Below are 14,192 nucleotides of genomic sequence, written 5' to 3' on the forward strand. Positions count from 1 at the left end.
GGGGACAGGCCAGATGCTCAACCGTTTGATATGGTTCACCATACCGGCGTGGCTTGCCGGCTGTGCGGCGCTCAATCCGCCGCTGAACGAGGTGCTCCCCGAGGGGCGCAACCTTTCGCTTGTCGAAACCGAGGCCGTGGCGGCGGCGGCGGACGATATCTATGTGGGCCTGGCCTTTTCGGGCGGCGGCATGCGGGCCTCGGCCTTTGCCCATGGCATGTTGGAGGAGTTGCGCGCGGCCACGGCGACCGGCGACGATCCCGACGGTATCCTGTCGAATGTGCGACTGGTCACAGGCGTGTCGGGCGGGTCGGTGACGGCGGCCTATTTCGGGCTGCACGGGCCCAAGGGGGTCAGCCGGTATCGCGACACCTACTTGATCAAGGACGCCGAGAAATACATGGCGAACAGCCCGATCAACCCGATCACGATCGCCAAGGGGTTGTCCGGCGGGGCCAATGGACGGCAGACCTTCGGGCGTTTCCTGGACGAGACCCTGTTCCATGGCGCGACCTTCGGCGACCTGCGCAAACGGTCCCGGATCAAGACCTGGATCAACGCCTCGGACGTGGCGAACCAGACGACCTTTCTCTTTTCCCCCGAGACATTTGACGCACTTTGTTCGGACCTGTCGAACTTCCCGATCTCGGATGCGGTGGCGGCCTCTGCCGCCTTCCCGCTGGTTTTCTCGCCCATCGTGATCGAGACGCATCGCAACAAGTGCAGCTATTCGGAACCCGACTGGCTGACCGCGGCCCGGTTCAACTCAGAGGCGACCTACGCCATGCAGGCCCACGGCGCCGCGCTGGAAAGCTACGCCCAGTCGCAGGACGTCAAATACGTCAAGCTGCTGGATGGCGGCATCACCGACAATTTCGGCACCACCGGATTGGCGGTCGAACGGGCGCGGGCGCAGGTGCCGTATGCGCCGCTGACGGCGCAGGAAGCGGTCAAACTCAAGAGGTTGCTGTTCCTCGTCGCGGATGCGGGGGTGCAGCAGGACAACAAGTGGACGCAGAAGCTGCGCGGTCCGGGCGGGGTGAACCTGGCGATGTCGATCGCGTCCTCGGCCATGTCGGCGGCCTCGCGGACGGGCTATGACGCGATGCGGTTGCAGCTGGACAAATGGCAGGCGGACCTGGTCGAATATCGCTGTTCCCTGAGCCGCGGAGAGGTCGCGCGGCTGCGTGGCACGGCGGCGGGTTGGGACTGCAAGGACTTGAAATTCTTCGTAGGTTTGATCTCGTTCAAGGATGTGCCCAAGGGCATGAAGCGCAAGCTGGACGACATTCCGACCCGGCTGCGACTGAAGACCGAAGAGGTCGACCTGGCCATCGAGGCGGGCCGGATCGCGACCCGGACCAATGCCGAATTCAACGGGTTCCTGGTGGCCAGCGACCGCGGCGGCGACGCGCCGGGAGAGCGCGGGCGACGCCAGATCCCGGCCGGGGCTCGGCTGATCGTGCCGGTCAAACGCTGATCGTGACCCCACCGAACGGGACGTCGGTATTGTGTCGGTATCACATCGGTATCGCGTCGGTGCGGGATCGGTTTGGGGCCGGATGGGGTTTTGACGCCCCATTCTGCGGTGTAGCGCCATGGAGCAGCGCTGCGTCGTGAGTATTTTCGGCAAGATGAAGCGGGGGATCGGCGTGGGCAGGCACGAGGCGCGCGCCGATCCCTTGCGGGTCAGAACCGGGGCGTGTCGGTGACGTCGAGGATACGGTCAGAGGCCTCGTGCGCCGGGTAGCGCGCGCGATTTTCCGGATCGTGGCCCGCGACGACACGGTAGCTGTTCCCGGCGAGGGCGCGGAGGGTGACGTAGCCGCGTTTTTCGGCCTCCGCGTCCTTGGTGACGGGGAAGACGCCGTCGGGGCCATCGTTTCGGTAGAAATGCAGGGCGTCGGAGGCGAGGACGACGGGGCCAGAGGGCCCTTCGACCCGCAGCACCATCTGGCCGGGCGTGTGGCCGCCGACGAGATGCAGGGAGAGGCCGGGCAGCGGGCGGGCTTCGCCCTCGATCAGCTCGAGTCGGCCGGTGTCGAGCAGGGCCTGGAAGCGGGCGAGATCCTCGGCCTCGTAATGGGCGCCCTGCAGGGGGTCGGTCATGTCCGGGCCGTTTGCAAACTCCCACTCTGCCTTTTGCAAAAGGAAGCGGGCATTTGGGTAGAGGTCGGAATTGCCAGCATGGTCGTAATGCAGGTGGGTCATGATCACCAGCGCGACCTGGGCCGGGTCGATGCCCAGAAGCGACAGGGCCTGATCCGGCGGCAGCACCGCCTTGCGGCCCCGGCGGGCGGCAATATCGGCATTGAACCCGGTATCGACGATCACCGGTCCGTCCGGCCCGAGCAGCACCCAGAAGGCATAGTCGATCTGCTGGGGCCGCGTGTCGCCGGGATGGGCGGCGTAGCAGGTGCCGTAATCGAGCATCGTGTCGGCATAATGCACGGCAAGGATACGGGTCCAGGTCATGGGTGATCTCCGATCAGCAGGGGGGCGGCGGATGGCGCGGTGCCGATCTGCCAGAGCGCATCGCACCAGGCCGGGGCCGTTGGGCTGTGCGGGGCGACGAGGCCCAGGAACTTGTCTGTGATCGCCGCATCCGTCACCGGGATATCGGGCGATCCGGAGGCTTCGGGCGCGAAGGCGGTGAGGTCGCCCTGTGCCGTGCGGATCGTCACCCGGGCCGGGCGCTGGCGCGGGTAGAGCGCGTCCATTTCGCCCGTCGCACGGATGGTCAGCCGGTCCTGCAGGCGTTCGGCATGGCCTTCGCCCAGGGCGGCGGGTTCGAAATCCGCCAGCGCCGCCCGCCCCTTGGCCGCGCCCTGGGCCAGCACGTAGGGAAAGGAGAGCTGCGCCGTCGCCATGTCGCCCCAGCCGGTGCCGGCATGGGCGGCGGCGATGGAATAGGTTTCGACCTCGATTGCCAACATGTCGGTGTCGGTCAGCGCATGGTTTTGGCGCAGCCGGATCAGCGCCTCGAGCGCGGGTTGCAGGTGGCGGCAGCAGGCATGGGGCTTGATGTAGCACTGGGTCATCCGCCAGCGGCCCGGCAGGTCGAGCCTCAGGCTGTCCGGGGCGAGGCCTGCGAAGGCCTGGGCATAGCCGGAGGGGCGTTCGAGGATGGCCTGCGGCGCGGTCACGCCCCGGGCTGCCAGGCGCGCCGCCATCAACCCGCCGCGCGCGGCGAGGCCGCCATGAAGGCGCTTGACCTCTCCGCCGCCGCCGAGGAAGGCGAAGAGGCCGCCGGCCTCTGACGCGGCGAGGCCGAGGGCGCGTTCGGCGGTCGCCCCGTCGAAGCCGCGCAGCCGCGCGATGGCAAGTGCGGCGCCCAGCGGCCCGACGGCGGAGGTCGGGTGGAAGCCGTGATCGCGCAGCGCGGGGTGCAGGGTGGCCGAGAGGGTGCAGATCACCTCGTACCCGACGGCGTAGGCGGTGAGGAAGCGGGCGCCGGTGACGGGATGGTCCAGCTCCTCGGCCATGAGGGCGGGCAGGATGGCGACGCCGGGATGCACGGAGCCCTCGCGGTAGCCGTCGTCGAGTTCCAGCCCATGGGCGGCGGTGCCGCAGAGATAGGCGTGATCGGTGGCAAAGCGGCGCGCGGCGTGGCCGGGCAGCGGCAGGTCGCCCTCGGGTTGCAGCGGGGCAAGGCGCGCGGCCACCCCCTGCCCCAGCCCGGCCACGGTGACGCCCAGCGTGTCGACGAGATGGCGGGTGGCGGCGCGCAGGATGTCGGGCGGCGGATCGGCCCGCAGGGCGAAGTCGACCAGGTCCGCCGTCGCGCCCATTACCCGGCCGGAGCAAGGCGGAAGGCCTGCCCCCCTTCCTGCACGCGGGAGATCGAATGGAACGGGATATGCCCGGCGCAGAGCAGCGCACCGGTGCCCGCGCAATGTTCCATCACCTTGCGGCGGGATTGCGCGGCGAGGTCCGGATCGGCATCGGCGCGCATCACCAGGTCGGGCATGTCGAGCTGCACCGGGTGGTGGATCACGTCGCCGGAGACCACGGCCTCAGCCCCGCTGGCGCGGGCATGGATGCAGACATGGCCCGGGGAATGGCCGGGGGATGGAGAGAGGAACACCTCTTCTCCGATTTCGGTGAGGATCTGCGCGGTGTCCGAGACGAATTCGGCCTGGCCATGGTCGACCACGGGCAGGACGGAATCGGCGATGGAGCCGTGCATGACCTTTTTCGGGTCGTCCACCCGGTCCAGCCAGGCCTTGTAATGGTCGAACTCGGCCCGGTTCATCACGTAGCGCGCATTGGGGAAGGTGGGGACCCATTCGCCGTTCACCAGCCGGGTGTTCCAGCCGACATGGTCGGTGTGCAGGTGGGTGCAGAGGACGATATGGATGTCTTCGGGGCGCAGGCCGAGATCGGCGAGCGATGTCAGGAAGTTATGCGACCTGAGGTCATGCTGCCACTGGGCGGAGGGGCGGCTCTTGTGATTGCCGTTGCAGGTGTCGACCAGAATGTTCTGGCCACGGGCGCGGATCAGGTAGGCCTGGAAGGCCATGCCGACGGCGAGCGTGTCGGGGTGCAGCAGTTGCGGCCCCAGCCAGTCGGCATTGCGCTGCTGGTCGGCATGGGTGAGATCGGGGAAGAGAAACTCGCGCGGCATCAGCCGGTAGCGGATTTCCGGCACGAGGTCGATCCGCATGGCGCCGATATCCAGCCCGGTCAGCATGGGGCGGACCTGCGGCGCGGATGGGCGCGGGATGCGGGGCGCGCGGTCATGCGGCCCCCTGCCCCGGGATCGGGGTTTCCTCCATCGAGGCGAGGCCACGTTTCCACTTGGACAGCCACCAGGAATAGGGGGCGGGCCAGTGGTCCCAGTTGGTGCAGCCCAGGGTTTCGGCGGCGTGGTGCGCCCAGTAGGGATTGAAGAGCGCCTGGCGACCGATGGCGATCAGGTCGGCGGTGCCGGATTGCAGCAGCTCCTCGGCCAGTTCGGGGGTGCGGATCAAGCCGACGGCCTGGGTCATCAGCCCGGTTTCCTCGCGGATCTGGCGGGCGAAATGGGCCTGGTAGGCGGGGCCGCGCGTCAGGTTGGAATTGGTGGCGCCATGCACCATGTTGCCGCCCGAAGAGCAATCGACCACGTCGACCCCGGCTTCTTTCAGCGCGGCGGCGAGGACGAGGCTGTCTTCGGGTTCCCACCCGCCGTCGATCCAGTCGGTGGCAGAGATGCGGGTGAAGAGCGGCACGTCCTCCGGCAGGGCAGCGCGGACGGCGCGGGCGACCTCGAGCGGGAAGCGCATGCGGTTTTCCAGCGATCCGCCATATTCGTCGTCGCGCTTGTTGGCGAGCGGGGTCAGGAAGCTTTGCAGCAGGTAGCCGTGGGCCATGTGGATCTCGACCATGTCGAAGCCCGCATCCATCGCCCGCCCCACCCCGGTGACGAAGGCGTCGCGCACCTCGTCCATATCGGCGCGTGTCATGGCGCGCGGCTCCAGCCAGCCATCGGTGAAGGCCAGCGCGGAGGGCGCGAGCGGCGTCCAGGTCTCGTCCCCGGCATCAAGGTTTTCCTGGGTCAGAGGCCCGTTGCCCTGCCAGGCCCGCTGGGTCGAGGCCTTGCGCCCGCCATGGGCCAGCTGAAGGCAGGACTTGAACCCCATGTCGCGGATCTGCGCGGTGATCGGACGGAAGGCATCGACGTGGCTGTCGTAATAGATGCCGGTGCAGCCATTGGTGATCCGACCCGTGCGGGTGACGGCGGTCGCCTCGACAAAGATCAGCCCGGCGCCCCCGAAGGCGAACTTGCCGTAATGTGTGCGGTGGAAATCCGTCACGTGGCCATCTTCGGCCGAGTACATGTCCATGGGCGGGATCACCACGCGGTTGGCGAGCGTGACACCGCGAATGGTGAGCGGCGTGAAGAGAGAGGGCTGGGTCATGGCTGTCCTTTGCTGGATCGGGACGTTTTCGTGTTTGGGCCGGTTCTGTTTGGCCCGGTTCTGCCGGGTCTTTGGCGGCGTGGCGGCCAGTCCGTGTCGTTCAATCGGTCAGGTGCCGTGGGGCGCCAGGATCTGGCGCAGTGCCTTGCCCTGGGCCAGACGGTCAAATCCTGCATTCATGTCCTCGAAGCCGAGATAACCGTCGATCAGCTTGTCGACAGGCAGCGCCCCGGAATGGAACATCTTGAGGAAGCGGGGGATGTCGCGCACCGGTACGCAGGATCCCATGTAGGAGCCGATCACCGCCTTTTCGTTCGACACCAGGTCCCCGTGTTCGAAGGAGAACTGCGCCCCCATCGGCGACAGCCCGGCCGTGACCAGACGCCCGCCCCGGCGCAGCACCGCATAGGCGCTTTCCATTGCCTTGACCGCGCCGGCCAGTTCGACGGCCACGTCGACCCCGCCGCCGGTCAGGTCGGCGACCTTGCTGGCAAGCTCCGGGTCGGTAGCATCGAAGGCGTGGGTCGCGCCGAGCTCCAGCGCCTTGTCGCGCTTGGCCTCGGTCAGGTCGATGGCGATGATGGTTTCCGCGCCCGAGGCCTTGGCCCCCATCACACCGCAGAGCCCGACACCGCCGAGCCCGAAGATCGCCACCGACTCGCCCGCCGCGATGCGGGCGGTGTTCAGCACGGCCCCGGTGCCGGTCATCACCGCGCAGCCGAAGACGGCGGCATCCACGGCCGAGATCGGATCGTCGATCACCACGACGGAGCCGCGATTGACCACGGCATATTCGGAAAAGCACGAGATGCCGGTATGGTGGAAAAGCTCTTCCCCGTCCGCGCCGCGCGCCCGCGTGCCGCCCGACAGCAGCGCCCCGGCGGCGCGGGCCGCAACAGAGGTCGTGCAAATCTGCGGCCGACCCGACTGGCACATGGAGCAGCGCCCGCAGGACGGGGCAAATTGGAATACCACCTTGTCACCGGGGCGAACGTCGTCGATGCCACCACCGACCTCGACCACCTCGCCCGCGCCTTCATGGCCCATCACCATGGGCACGGTGCGTCCGCGGGTTCCGTCGATCACCGACAGGTCGGAATGGCACAGGCCACCGCCCATCACCTTGACCACCAGATCGCTTGGTTTCGGGGGCAAAAGCGAGATCGTCTCGATTTGCAGCGGCTGGCTTTCCGCGTAGGGCGCGGGCAAGCCCAACTCCCTCAGCACCATGGCCTTGCTGGTCAGCATGTCGGTCTTTCCTCCCTGTCCGCGCGCCCCTCCGGCGCGGATTTTTCGCGATCATAGACCGGTATTTGCTCATCGCGCAACGGTATACCATTCTGCGCGACGCTTATCTGCGCCTCGGTTTCTCCCAGGTGTCGTCGGTGACGCCATCACGGCGCATCACGTGTTTCTGCACCTTGCCGCTGGCGGTCTTTGGCAGATCCTCCATCACCCGGACATAGCGGGGCACCATGAAGTGCGGCACCCGGGGGGTGAGCCAGTCGACCAGCGCCGCCGCGTCGATGCTGCGCCCGGCCACCGGGGTGACGACGATCAGCACCTCGTCCTCGGTATCCTCGGACGGAACGGCGACGGCGGCACATTCGCGGATATCGTCATGGGCCAGCACCTCGCCCTCCAGCGCGAAGGAGGAGATGTTTTCGCCCCGCCGTCGGATCACGTCCTTGGCGCGATCGACGAAATAGAAGCGCCCGGCCTCGTCCTGGCGGAAGCTGTCCCTGGTGTGGAACCAGCCATTGCGCATCGCCTGCGCCGTGGCGTCGGGGCGGTTCAGGTAGCCCTGCATCAGCGCCCAGGGCCGGGCGGAGCGCAGGATCAGTTCGCCGGTCTCGCCGCGCGGGCGTTCGATGTCGTTCTCGTCGACGATCCGCGCCTCCATCCAGGGCCGCAGGGTGCCGGCGAGGCCCTTCTGCTGCAGGCCGTCCTCGGGCGGGATGGGACCGGCATGGAGCGGCGAGGAGATCTCGGTCATGTTGTAGATCGTCCAGACATCAACGCCGAACCGGGTGGCAAAGGCGGGCCCGTCCTCCCCGAACGGGACGATGAAGACATGGGTCAGCGGGTGGTCGCGATCATCGGGGCGCGCGGGCGCCTTGAGCAGGAAGGCCGCCATCACGCCCAAGAGCAGGGCGAAGGTCGATCCGGTGTCGCGGATGGCAGGCCAGAACCGGTCGGTCTTGAATTCCGACATCATCGCGATCGACAGGCCGCGCGCCAGCATTGCGTAGACATAGAGCGTTGATCCGCAATGAAAGATCGGGCCGCAGATCATGCAACGATCCTGCGGACCGACGCAGTCGAAGGCATCTGGCCCCATCGTGTAGAGCTGCGTGTAGCTGGAGAGCACGCCCTTGGCATGGCCGGTCGTGCCGGAGGTGTACATGATCGCCTGGGTGTCCCAGGGCTCGATTGGCCGGTCGAGGGAGAGGTCGCCGGGCGTCTCGGGATCGACCAAGCGGCGCACGTCGAGGCCGGGCAAGGCGGGGGCGCCGTCCTCTTCGACCAGGCGGACGCGTTGCAGGGTGCCGGGGGCGATGTCGGCGATGCGCTCGGCGAGGTCCGGTCGCGCCACCATCAGCGCCGCGCCGCAATCGCCCAGCACATGTTCCAGCGCGCCGCCGACCAGCGCGGTGTTCAGTGGCACGTAGACCGCGCCGATATAGTTGATCGCGAACCAGGTGGTCAGCAGTTCCGGCCCGTTGCCGAGGAAGGTCAGGACCGGATCGCCCTGCCCCACCCCTTCGGCGCGCAGGGCGGCGGCGCGGCGGCGCACGCGGTCGCGGGTTTCGGCATAGCTCCAGACCGGGCCGTCGTGGAAATGAACGAAGGTGTCCTCTCCACGCTCCTCTGCATGGCGGTCGAGCATGTATCGCAGGACCGCGCGATCGCGGTCCAGGGCTGCCTCTGTCGGCACGGCGGTGTCCTCCCTCTTCGGCCCGGTCTCCCTCCGGGCGCTGTTGGGGCAGCATCGGTCACGGCGGCGCGGTTGTCCAGAAAGGCGGTGCGCCGGGCCGCGGCGCGGCATCCGGCCAAGGCAAGTTGCGGAATTGGTCGGTTATTGCGGCATTATTTCAACACCTTCCCCCAAAGAGTGCGAAATGCCGCCGATGCCCACAAAAAAGTAAACCGTTATACTCAGGGTTGTCATAAGATTTCTGCAACGCAGAGCGGACCAGTCCGCCACAATGATTTCATCCTGCAACGCAAGAGCAGCAACGGTTCAGGTGACATGAAACAGATTAATGTATTGGGCCGTTCGGCCAGGGTCCTGGCCATGTGCGGTGCCTCCGCGGTGTCGATCATCTGTGCGACGCAGGCCACCGCGCAGCAGAGCGGTTTTTCAGGCGAGGCCTGGGCCGCGGGCGTCAGCGATCCCTACCTTTACCAGCGCGAACGCTTGGGAACCGACAACCGAGCCGAGGCCGGGGTGGCGCTGCGTTTCGCCAATGGCGGTTTCTCGTCCCAGGTCAACCTGAACGTGGATGACGACCTTGAGCTGAATTACGACGGGTCCTTCGTGGAATACAGCGTCGGCAATGCCACGTTCGGCGTCGGCGCGGTGGAGCGGAACTGGTCCTTCTCGCGCCGGACCTCGCTGATCCTGTCGAAGAACGCGCGGCCGATGCCCTCGGCCTATATCAAGCTGGGCTCGGACGAGGCGCCGACCAATTCGGTCCTGTCCTGGGTCGGCCCCTGGTCGTTCGAGTTCTTCAACGGCTGGACCGAAAGCACCGTGAACCCCGCCGACTCCAAAGTGATGGGCATGCGCCTGACGCTGGAACCGATCCGCGGGCTGGAACTGGAATTCGTGCGCACCGCGCATTGGGGTGGCAAGGGCTTCGACAACGGGTTCACCGGGTTCCGTGACGCGCTGTTCAACAACACCAATGTCGGCGCTGCCGCCAACGTGGACCAGCTGGCCGGGTTCGGCCTGTCCTACACCCTGCCCGAAGAGGTAGCGCCGATCCGCATCTACGGCCAGTTGATCGGAGAGGACGAAGCCGCCGGCCTGCCCTATTGCTTCATCAACCTGGGCGGCGCGGAATGGTCAGGGACGATCGGCGGACGCAACACGGTGCTGGGCGTGGAATATATCGACACCCGCGCCAGCCGCAGCCCCGGCGGGTTCTGCGCCCCCAACACGGCCTATAACAACAACACCTACAAATACACCAACTACGACACGGTGATGGGCGCCCCCATCGACAGTGAGGGCAGGTCGATCGAGCTTTTCGGCGAAACGCAGCTGTCGAGCGAGCTGAGCATGGACTACTCCGTCGGCCATGTCCTGATCAACGGCACGGGCCTGGCCACGCACCGGTTGTCGAGCACGCGCCAGGAAGGCTGGACCGGGTCGCTGGGCATGACCTGGGAACGCAACGACCTGTCGATCAGCGGCACGGTCAATTACCAGAGCTTCGACCTGGACAATGCCGCGATCCCCAGCGGTGTCAGCCTGGGCCTGATGGCATCCAGGAAGTTCTGAAACTATTTCCGGAACTTGCCCTTAATTGAGTGATCGCAAGGCTTGAACTGAACAAGCACTTCATTTTGCCGAGCAAAATTCGGACGTCAGGTTTTCGGCGTGTCACGATGAGGCCGCCGCTGACAGGCACCAATAACGTCTCGGAATCGCAAAGGATCAGAGTTTCAGCCGAACCAGGCGGACGCAGGCAAAATGGTCTCGGAAGTGCCTTTAAAGGCTCCCAGAAACAGCAATGATCCGATGCGATACCAATCTCTTACCTTGAGAAGTGGTGCCCCCACACGGACTCGAACCGCGGACCCACTGATTACAAATCAGTTGCTCTACCAGCTGAGCTATAGGGGCATCTTTGGTGGCGCGTGTCTACGCGCTGTTGGGCACCCGATCAAGAGCTTTCCGATCAGCGGTTGGCGCGGGCCAGGAACGCCACGGCGACCAGTCCGACGGCCATGACGAGGAGCGCGCCGGGGGCGGCTTCGCCGAGCTGTTCAAGGCTGGCCTGTTCATGCACGCGGGTGGCCAGCGTGTCGTAGTTGAACGGGCGCAGGAGCAGGGTCGCGGGGAGCTCCTTGACGCAGTCGACGAAGACCAGCAGCAGCGCGGAGGCGAGAGAGCCGCGCACCAGCGGGGCGTAGACCTCGCGCAGGACGCCGCCGCGGCTTCGGCCGAGGGACCGTGCAGCCATGGGCAGCGAGGGCGAGACGCGGCCGAACGCACCGTCTGCCGCGCCCTGGGCGATGGCGAAGAACCGTACGGAATAGGCCAGGACCAGCGCGAAGGCGGAGCCGGTGAGGATCAGGCCGATATCCTGGCCGGTCAGCGCCTCGACCCCGTCGGCGAGGCCGTGATCGAGGCGGGCCAGCGGGATCAGGATGCCGACGCCCAGCACCGCGCCGGGGGCCGCGTAGCCGATCGTCGTGACCGGCATCAGCTGGCGCGGCAGGCGCATGCCGGACAGGCGCACGCCGTAGACCAGGAAGACCGCCGCACCCACGGTGACCAGCGCCGCGACGCCGCCGACCGACACGGTGTGCCAGAGCGCCAGCAGCAACCCGCGATCCGCCCAGGCATCGAGGTTGTCGACGGCATGGGACAGGATCACCGCGGCGGGCAGCACGAAGCCCGCGAGGATCGGCACGAGGCAGAGCGCGGTCGCGGTCCAGCCCGCGCTCCCCGTCAGGCGGCGGGGCACGACGGGACGGTGGCGGCTGGAGAGCATGTAGAAGCGCGAGCGGCGGCGCGAGAGTTTCTCGATCAGCAGCAGCGCCACGACGAGGGCCAGCACGACACAGGCGATCTGCGCGGCCCCGGCGGCGGAATTGCTTTCGAGCCAGGTGGTGAAGATGCCGGTGGTCAGCGTCTGCACGGCGAAATAATCGACCGTGCCGAAATCGTTGACCGTTTCCATCATCACGATGGCGACGCCGGCGGCGATGGCGGGACGGGCCAACGGCAGGCCGACACGGCGGAACCGGGCGAAGGGCCCGACGCCGAGGGACATCGCGACCTCCTCTCCGCCGCCGGATTGTTCGCGCAGGGCGGCGCGGGTCAGCAGGTAGACGTAGGGGTAAAGCGCCGCCGAGATGACGAGGATCGCCGCACCCAGCGACCGGATCTCGGGGAACCAGTAGTCGCGGGCGCTGGTCCAGCCCATCAGCCCGCGCAGGAAGGTCTGCACCGGGCCGGCATATTCCAGGAAATCGACCAGGGCATAGGCGCCCACATAGGCCGGCACGGCCAGAGGCATCAGCAGCGCCCACTGGATCCAGCGCGAGCCGGGGAAATGGTAGCGCGCCACCAGCCACGCGGCCCCGGTGCCCATCAGCGCGGTCAGCGCGCCCACCCCGAACATCAGGATCAGCGTGGTGCGCAGGTAGCGCGGCAGGGTCGTCGCCCAGAGCTGCGCCCAGACCGAGGCGCCTTCGCCCTGCCCCGTCAGCGCGGCCACGCTGGGGGCGAGCGCGATCCAGACCACGGCGAGGATCGGCGCGACCACGACCAGCGCAATCAGCGCCGCGCCCGCGGACCAGAGCGAGGGCAGGCGCGGTTTTGTCCGTCGGTTGGAGGGGTCTGATAATGCGGCCATATGTGCCTGTTGCCCGAAACGGGTTTTACTGTCCAGACGATCCAATATAATCCCATGCCAGAGCAACCCCAGACCGGAAGGAGATGACGGCCATGCAGATCGTCCTCCATTTAGGCGCTCATTGCACGGATGAAGGCCAGCTGGTCACCACACTGGCCCGTAATCGCGATGATTTCCTGGCGCGCGGCGTGTCCGTGCCCTCGCCCGTGCGCTACCGTGTCCTGATCCGCGAAGCGCTGCACGCGCTGGAGAACGGCCCGCCCGCCGAGGATGCCCGCGACATCCTGCTGGACGCGATCCTGGAAGATGACGAGGCCGACCGGGTCATCCTGAGCAACGAGAATTTCTTCGGCATGCCGCGTATGTCGATGAGCGACGGGCAATTCTACCCGACCGCCGAACAGCGGATCGCCGATTTCCGGCAGCTGTTCCCCGGCGATCAGATCGAGCTGTTCCTGGGCATGCGCGATCCCGGCACGTTCATTCCGGCGGTGCATGCGCAATCGGCCGGCGTGGCGCTGGAACGGGTGCTGAACGGGTCGGACCCGCGAGAGCTTCGCTGGTCGCGGCTGATCGAGCGGATCAAGGGCGTGGCCCCCGACATGCCGGTCACCGTCTGGTGCAACGAGGATACCCCGCTGATCTGGGCGCAGATCATCCGCGAGATGGCCGGGCTGGAGCCGGGGGAGAAGATCAAGGGCGGGTTCGACCTGCTGACCGAGATCATGTCGCGCGAAGGCATGAAACGTTTTCGCGCCTACCTGAAGGCCCATCCGGTGATGACCGAGGCGCAGAAGCACCGCGCCATGGCGGCGTTCCTGGACAAGTACGCGGACGACGAGGCGCTAGAGGAAGACTTGGAATATCCGCCCTGGCCTGCTGAAGTTTATGACGACGTGTCAGAGGCTTACGAGGCGGACATGGAGGTGATCGAGGCCATGGACGGGGTGAAACTGATCACCACCTGAGCCATGGCGGGCGCTTTGACCCGCGCCCTGGTGCCGCGCCCGGTCCGAGCCGGGCGCAGGCGGGTCAGCTCATTCCCAGAGCTTCCTTGTACATTTCCAGAACCGCCTCTTCCTCGGCGATGTCATCGGGTTCGCGCTTGCGCAGCGCGACCACCTTGCGGATCACCTTGGTGTCGTAGCCGCGCGATTTCGCCTCGGCCATCACCTCTTTCTGCTGGTCGGCGATGTCCTTCTTCTCGGCCTCGAGCCGTTCGAAGCGTTCGATGAACTGGCGCAGTTCGTTTGCGGTGACGCGGTAATTCGCCTCGCCACTGTTTTCCATCACGTCGGGATTGTCGGTCATCGCCTGAAGCTCCTGCTAGGTCACGCGGGTGGGCGGGCGCGGGCCGCCCCGGTCGGTCTGTGGGCCTGAGTAGCGCCCTGTCCGGGGCTTGGCAAGCGGCCTGCGATGGCTTAGGCGAAGGCCGGATCATTCGGCGCGGGATGCGTGCAAACCGGGGGCAAATGCCATGGAAATCCTCATCTGGATCGGAGCCGCGATTTCTGTCGCCGGGATGGCGGGGCTGATCTACTGCATCGCCCGCGTCGCCCGGGCGAAACGCGCAGGGTTGGACGATGACGCGCTGCGGGCCGAGGTCGGCAAGGTGGTGCCGCTGAACCTGGGCGCGCTGTTCCTGTCGGTGGTCGGCCTTATGGTGGTCGTGCTGGGCATCTTCTTCGGCTAG

General features: G+C 66.8%; 12 protein-coding genes and 1 tRNA gene. 4 read left to right on the forward strand and 9 right to left on the reverse strand.

Annotated elements, in window-relative coordinates; all coding sequences use genetic code 11:
- The first annotated feature begins 13 nt into the window (after positions 1-13).
- A complete protein-coding gene (locus tag ATO9_RS09870) occupies positions 14-1,480 on the forward strand; it encodes a patatin-like phospholipase family protein (RefSeq protein WP_052418217.1) in 1,467 nt (488 codons plus the stop codon).
- A gap of 209 nt (positions 1,481-1,689) precedes the next feature.
- Here ATO9_RS09870 and ATO9_RS09875 read toward each other — a convergent pair whose 3' ends face one another.
- From ATO9_RS09875 to ATO9_RS09900, 6 genes are all read right to left on the reverse strand, one after another.
- Positions 1,690-2,475, reverse strand: a complete 786-nt coding sequence (locus tag ATO9_RS09875) for an N-acyl homoserine lactonase family protein (protein WP_052418218.1) — start codon at positions 2,473-2,475, stop codon at positions 1,690-1,692.
- On the reverse strand, positions 2,472-3,791 hold the full coding sequence (locus ATO9_RS09880) for an MmgE/PrpD family protein (RefSeq protein ID WP_052418219.1): 1,320 nt from the start codon (positions 3,789-3,791) through the stop codon (positions 2,472-2,474). Before ATO9_RS09880 ends, ATO9_RS09875 begins: the two co-directional genes overlap by 4 nt.
- Positions 3,791-4,693 (reverse strand): MBL fold metallo-hydrolase, encoded by a 903-nt coding sequence (locus ATO9_RS09885; RefSeq protein ID WP_043747960.1) that lies wholly within the window; start codon positions 4,691-4,693, stop codon positions 3,791-3,793. The genes ATO9_RS09880 and ATO9_RS09885 overlap by 1 nt, the downstream gene beginning before the upstream one ends.
- Positions 4,694-4,739: 46 nt before the next feature.
- Positions 4,740-5,903: an NADH:flavin oxidoreductase/NADH oxidase gene (locus ATO9_RS09890; protein ID WP_043747963.1), complete on the reverse strand. Its 1,164-nt coding sequence runs from the start codon at positions 5,901-5,903 to the stop codon at positions 4,740-4,742.
- Positions 5,904-6,011: 108 nt separating this feature from the next.
- The gene (locus tag ATO9_RS09895; RefSeq protein WP_043747965.1) at positions 6,012-7,151 is read right to left on the reverse strand and encodes a zinc-binding dehydrogenase; all 1,140 of its coding nucleotides are present in this window, start codon (positions 7,149-7,151) and stop codon (positions 6,012-6,014) included.
- Between the two features lie 103 nt (positions 7,152-7,254).
- Positions 7,255-8,841, reverse strand: a complete 1,587-nt coding sequence (locus ATO9_RS09900) for an AMP-binding protein (protein ID WP_043747967.1) — start codon at positions 8,839-8,841, stop codon at positions 7,255-7,257.
- A 315-nt stretch (positions 8,842-9,156) separates the two neighbouring features.
- Between ATO9_RS09900 and ATO9_RS09905 the strand changes: the two genes are divergently transcribed.
- Positions 9,157-10,413, forward strand: a complete 1,257-nt coding sequence (locus tag ATO9_RS09905) for a capsule assembly Wzi family protein (protein ID WP_162183067.1) — start codon at positions 9,157-9,159, stop codon at positions 10,411-10,413.
- 269 nt (positions 10,414-10,682) lie between these two features.
- Here ATO9_RS09905 and ATO9_RS09910 read toward each other — a convergent pair.
- Together ATO9_RS09910 and ATO9_RS09915 are read right to left on the reverse strand one after the other, a co-directional pair.
- Positions 10,683-10,758, reverse strand: a tRNA-Thr gene (locus tag ATO9_RS09910).
- Positions 10,759-10,813: 55 nt separating this feature from the next.
- Positions 10,814-12,499 carry an ABC transporter permease gene (locus tag ATO9_RS09915; RefSeq protein ID WP_043747969.1) on the reverse strand — a complete coding sequence of 562 codons (1,686 nt, stop codon included), beginning with the start codon at positions 12,497-12,499 and terminating at the stop codon, positions 10,814-10,816.
- Between the two features lie 92 nt (positions 12,500-12,591).
- On the opposite strand from ATO9_RS09915, the gene ATO9_RS09920 reads away from it, so the two are divergent.
- Positions 12,592-13,467 (forward strand): hypothetical protein, encoded by an 876-nt coding sequence (locus tag ATO9_RS09920; protein WP_043748651.1) that lies wholly within the window; start codon positions 12,592-12,594, stop codon positions 13,465-13,467.
- Positions 13,468-13,531: 64 nt separating this feature from the next.
- Here the strand turns inward: ATO9_RS09920 and ATO9_RS09925 are convergent, their stop codons facing one another.
- A complete protein-coding gene (locus ATO9_RS09925; protein ID WP_043747971.1) occupies positions 13,532-13,810 on the reverse strand; it encodes a DUF2312 domain-containing protein in 279 nt (92 codons plus the stop codon).
- 166 nt (positions 13,811-13,976) lie between these two features.
- On the opposite strand from ATO9_RS09925, the gene ATO9_RS09930 reads away from it, so the two are divergent.
- On the forward strand, positions 13,977-14,192 hold the full coding sequence (locus ATO9_RS09930; protein ID WP_043747973.1) for a hypothetical protein: 216 nt from the start codon (positions 13,977-13,979) through the stop codon (positions 14,190-14,192).

It is taken from the genome of Pseudooceanicola atlanticus, assembly GCF_000768315.1.
Classification (GTDB): Bacteria; Pseudomonadota; Alphaproteobacteria; order Rhodobacterales; family Rhodobacteraceae; genus Pseudooceanicola; species Pseudooceanicola atlanticus.

Bases quoted from the DNA above. Each gene is read 5' to 3' on its own strand.
- ATO9_RS09880 (WP_052418219.1), bottom strand. From the start codon at position 3,791: ATGGGCGCGACGGCGGACCTGGTCGACTTCGCCCTGCGGGCCGATCCG.
- ATO9_RS09885 (WP_043747960.1), bottom strand. From the start codon at position 4,693: ATGCTGACCGGGCTGGATATCGGCGCCATGCGGATCGACCTCGTGCCG.
- ATO9_RS09890 (WP_043747963.1), bottom strand. From the start codon at position 5,903: ATGACCCAGCCCTCTCTCTTCACGCCGCTCACCATTCGCGGTGTCACG.
- ATO9_RS09930 (WP_043747973.1), top strand. From the start codon at position 13,977: ATGGAAATCCTCATCTGGATCGGAGCCGCGATTTCTGTCGCCGGGATG.
- ATO9_RS09925 (WP_043747971.1), bottom strand. From the start codon at position 13,810: ATGACCGACAATCCCGACGTGATGGAAAACAGTGGCGAGGCGAATTAC.
- ATO9_RS09915 (WP_043747969.1), bottom strand. From the start codon at position 12,499: ATGGCCGCATTATCAGACCCCTCCAACCGACGGACAAAACCGCGCCTG.
- ATO9_RS09895 (WP_043747965.1), bottom strand. From the start codon at position 7,151: ATGCTGACCAGCAAGGCCATGGTGCTGAGGGAGTTGGGCTTGCCCGCG.
- ATO9_RS09875 (WP_052418218.1), bottom strand. From the start codon at position 2,475: ATGACCTGGACCCGTATCCTTGCCGTGCATTATGCCGACACGATGCTC.
- ATO9_RS09905 (WP_162183067.1), top strand. From the start codon at position 9,157: ATGAAACAGATTAATGTATTGGGCCGTTCGGCCAGGGTCCTGGCCATG.
- ATO9_RS09870 (WP_052418217.1), top strand. From the start codon at position 14: ATGCTCAACCGTTTGATATGGTTCACCATACCGGCGTGGCTTGCCGGC.
- ATO9_RS09920 (WP_043748651.1), top strand. From the start codon at position 12,592: ATGCAGATCGTCCTCCATTTAGGCGCTCATTGCACGGATGAAGGCCAG.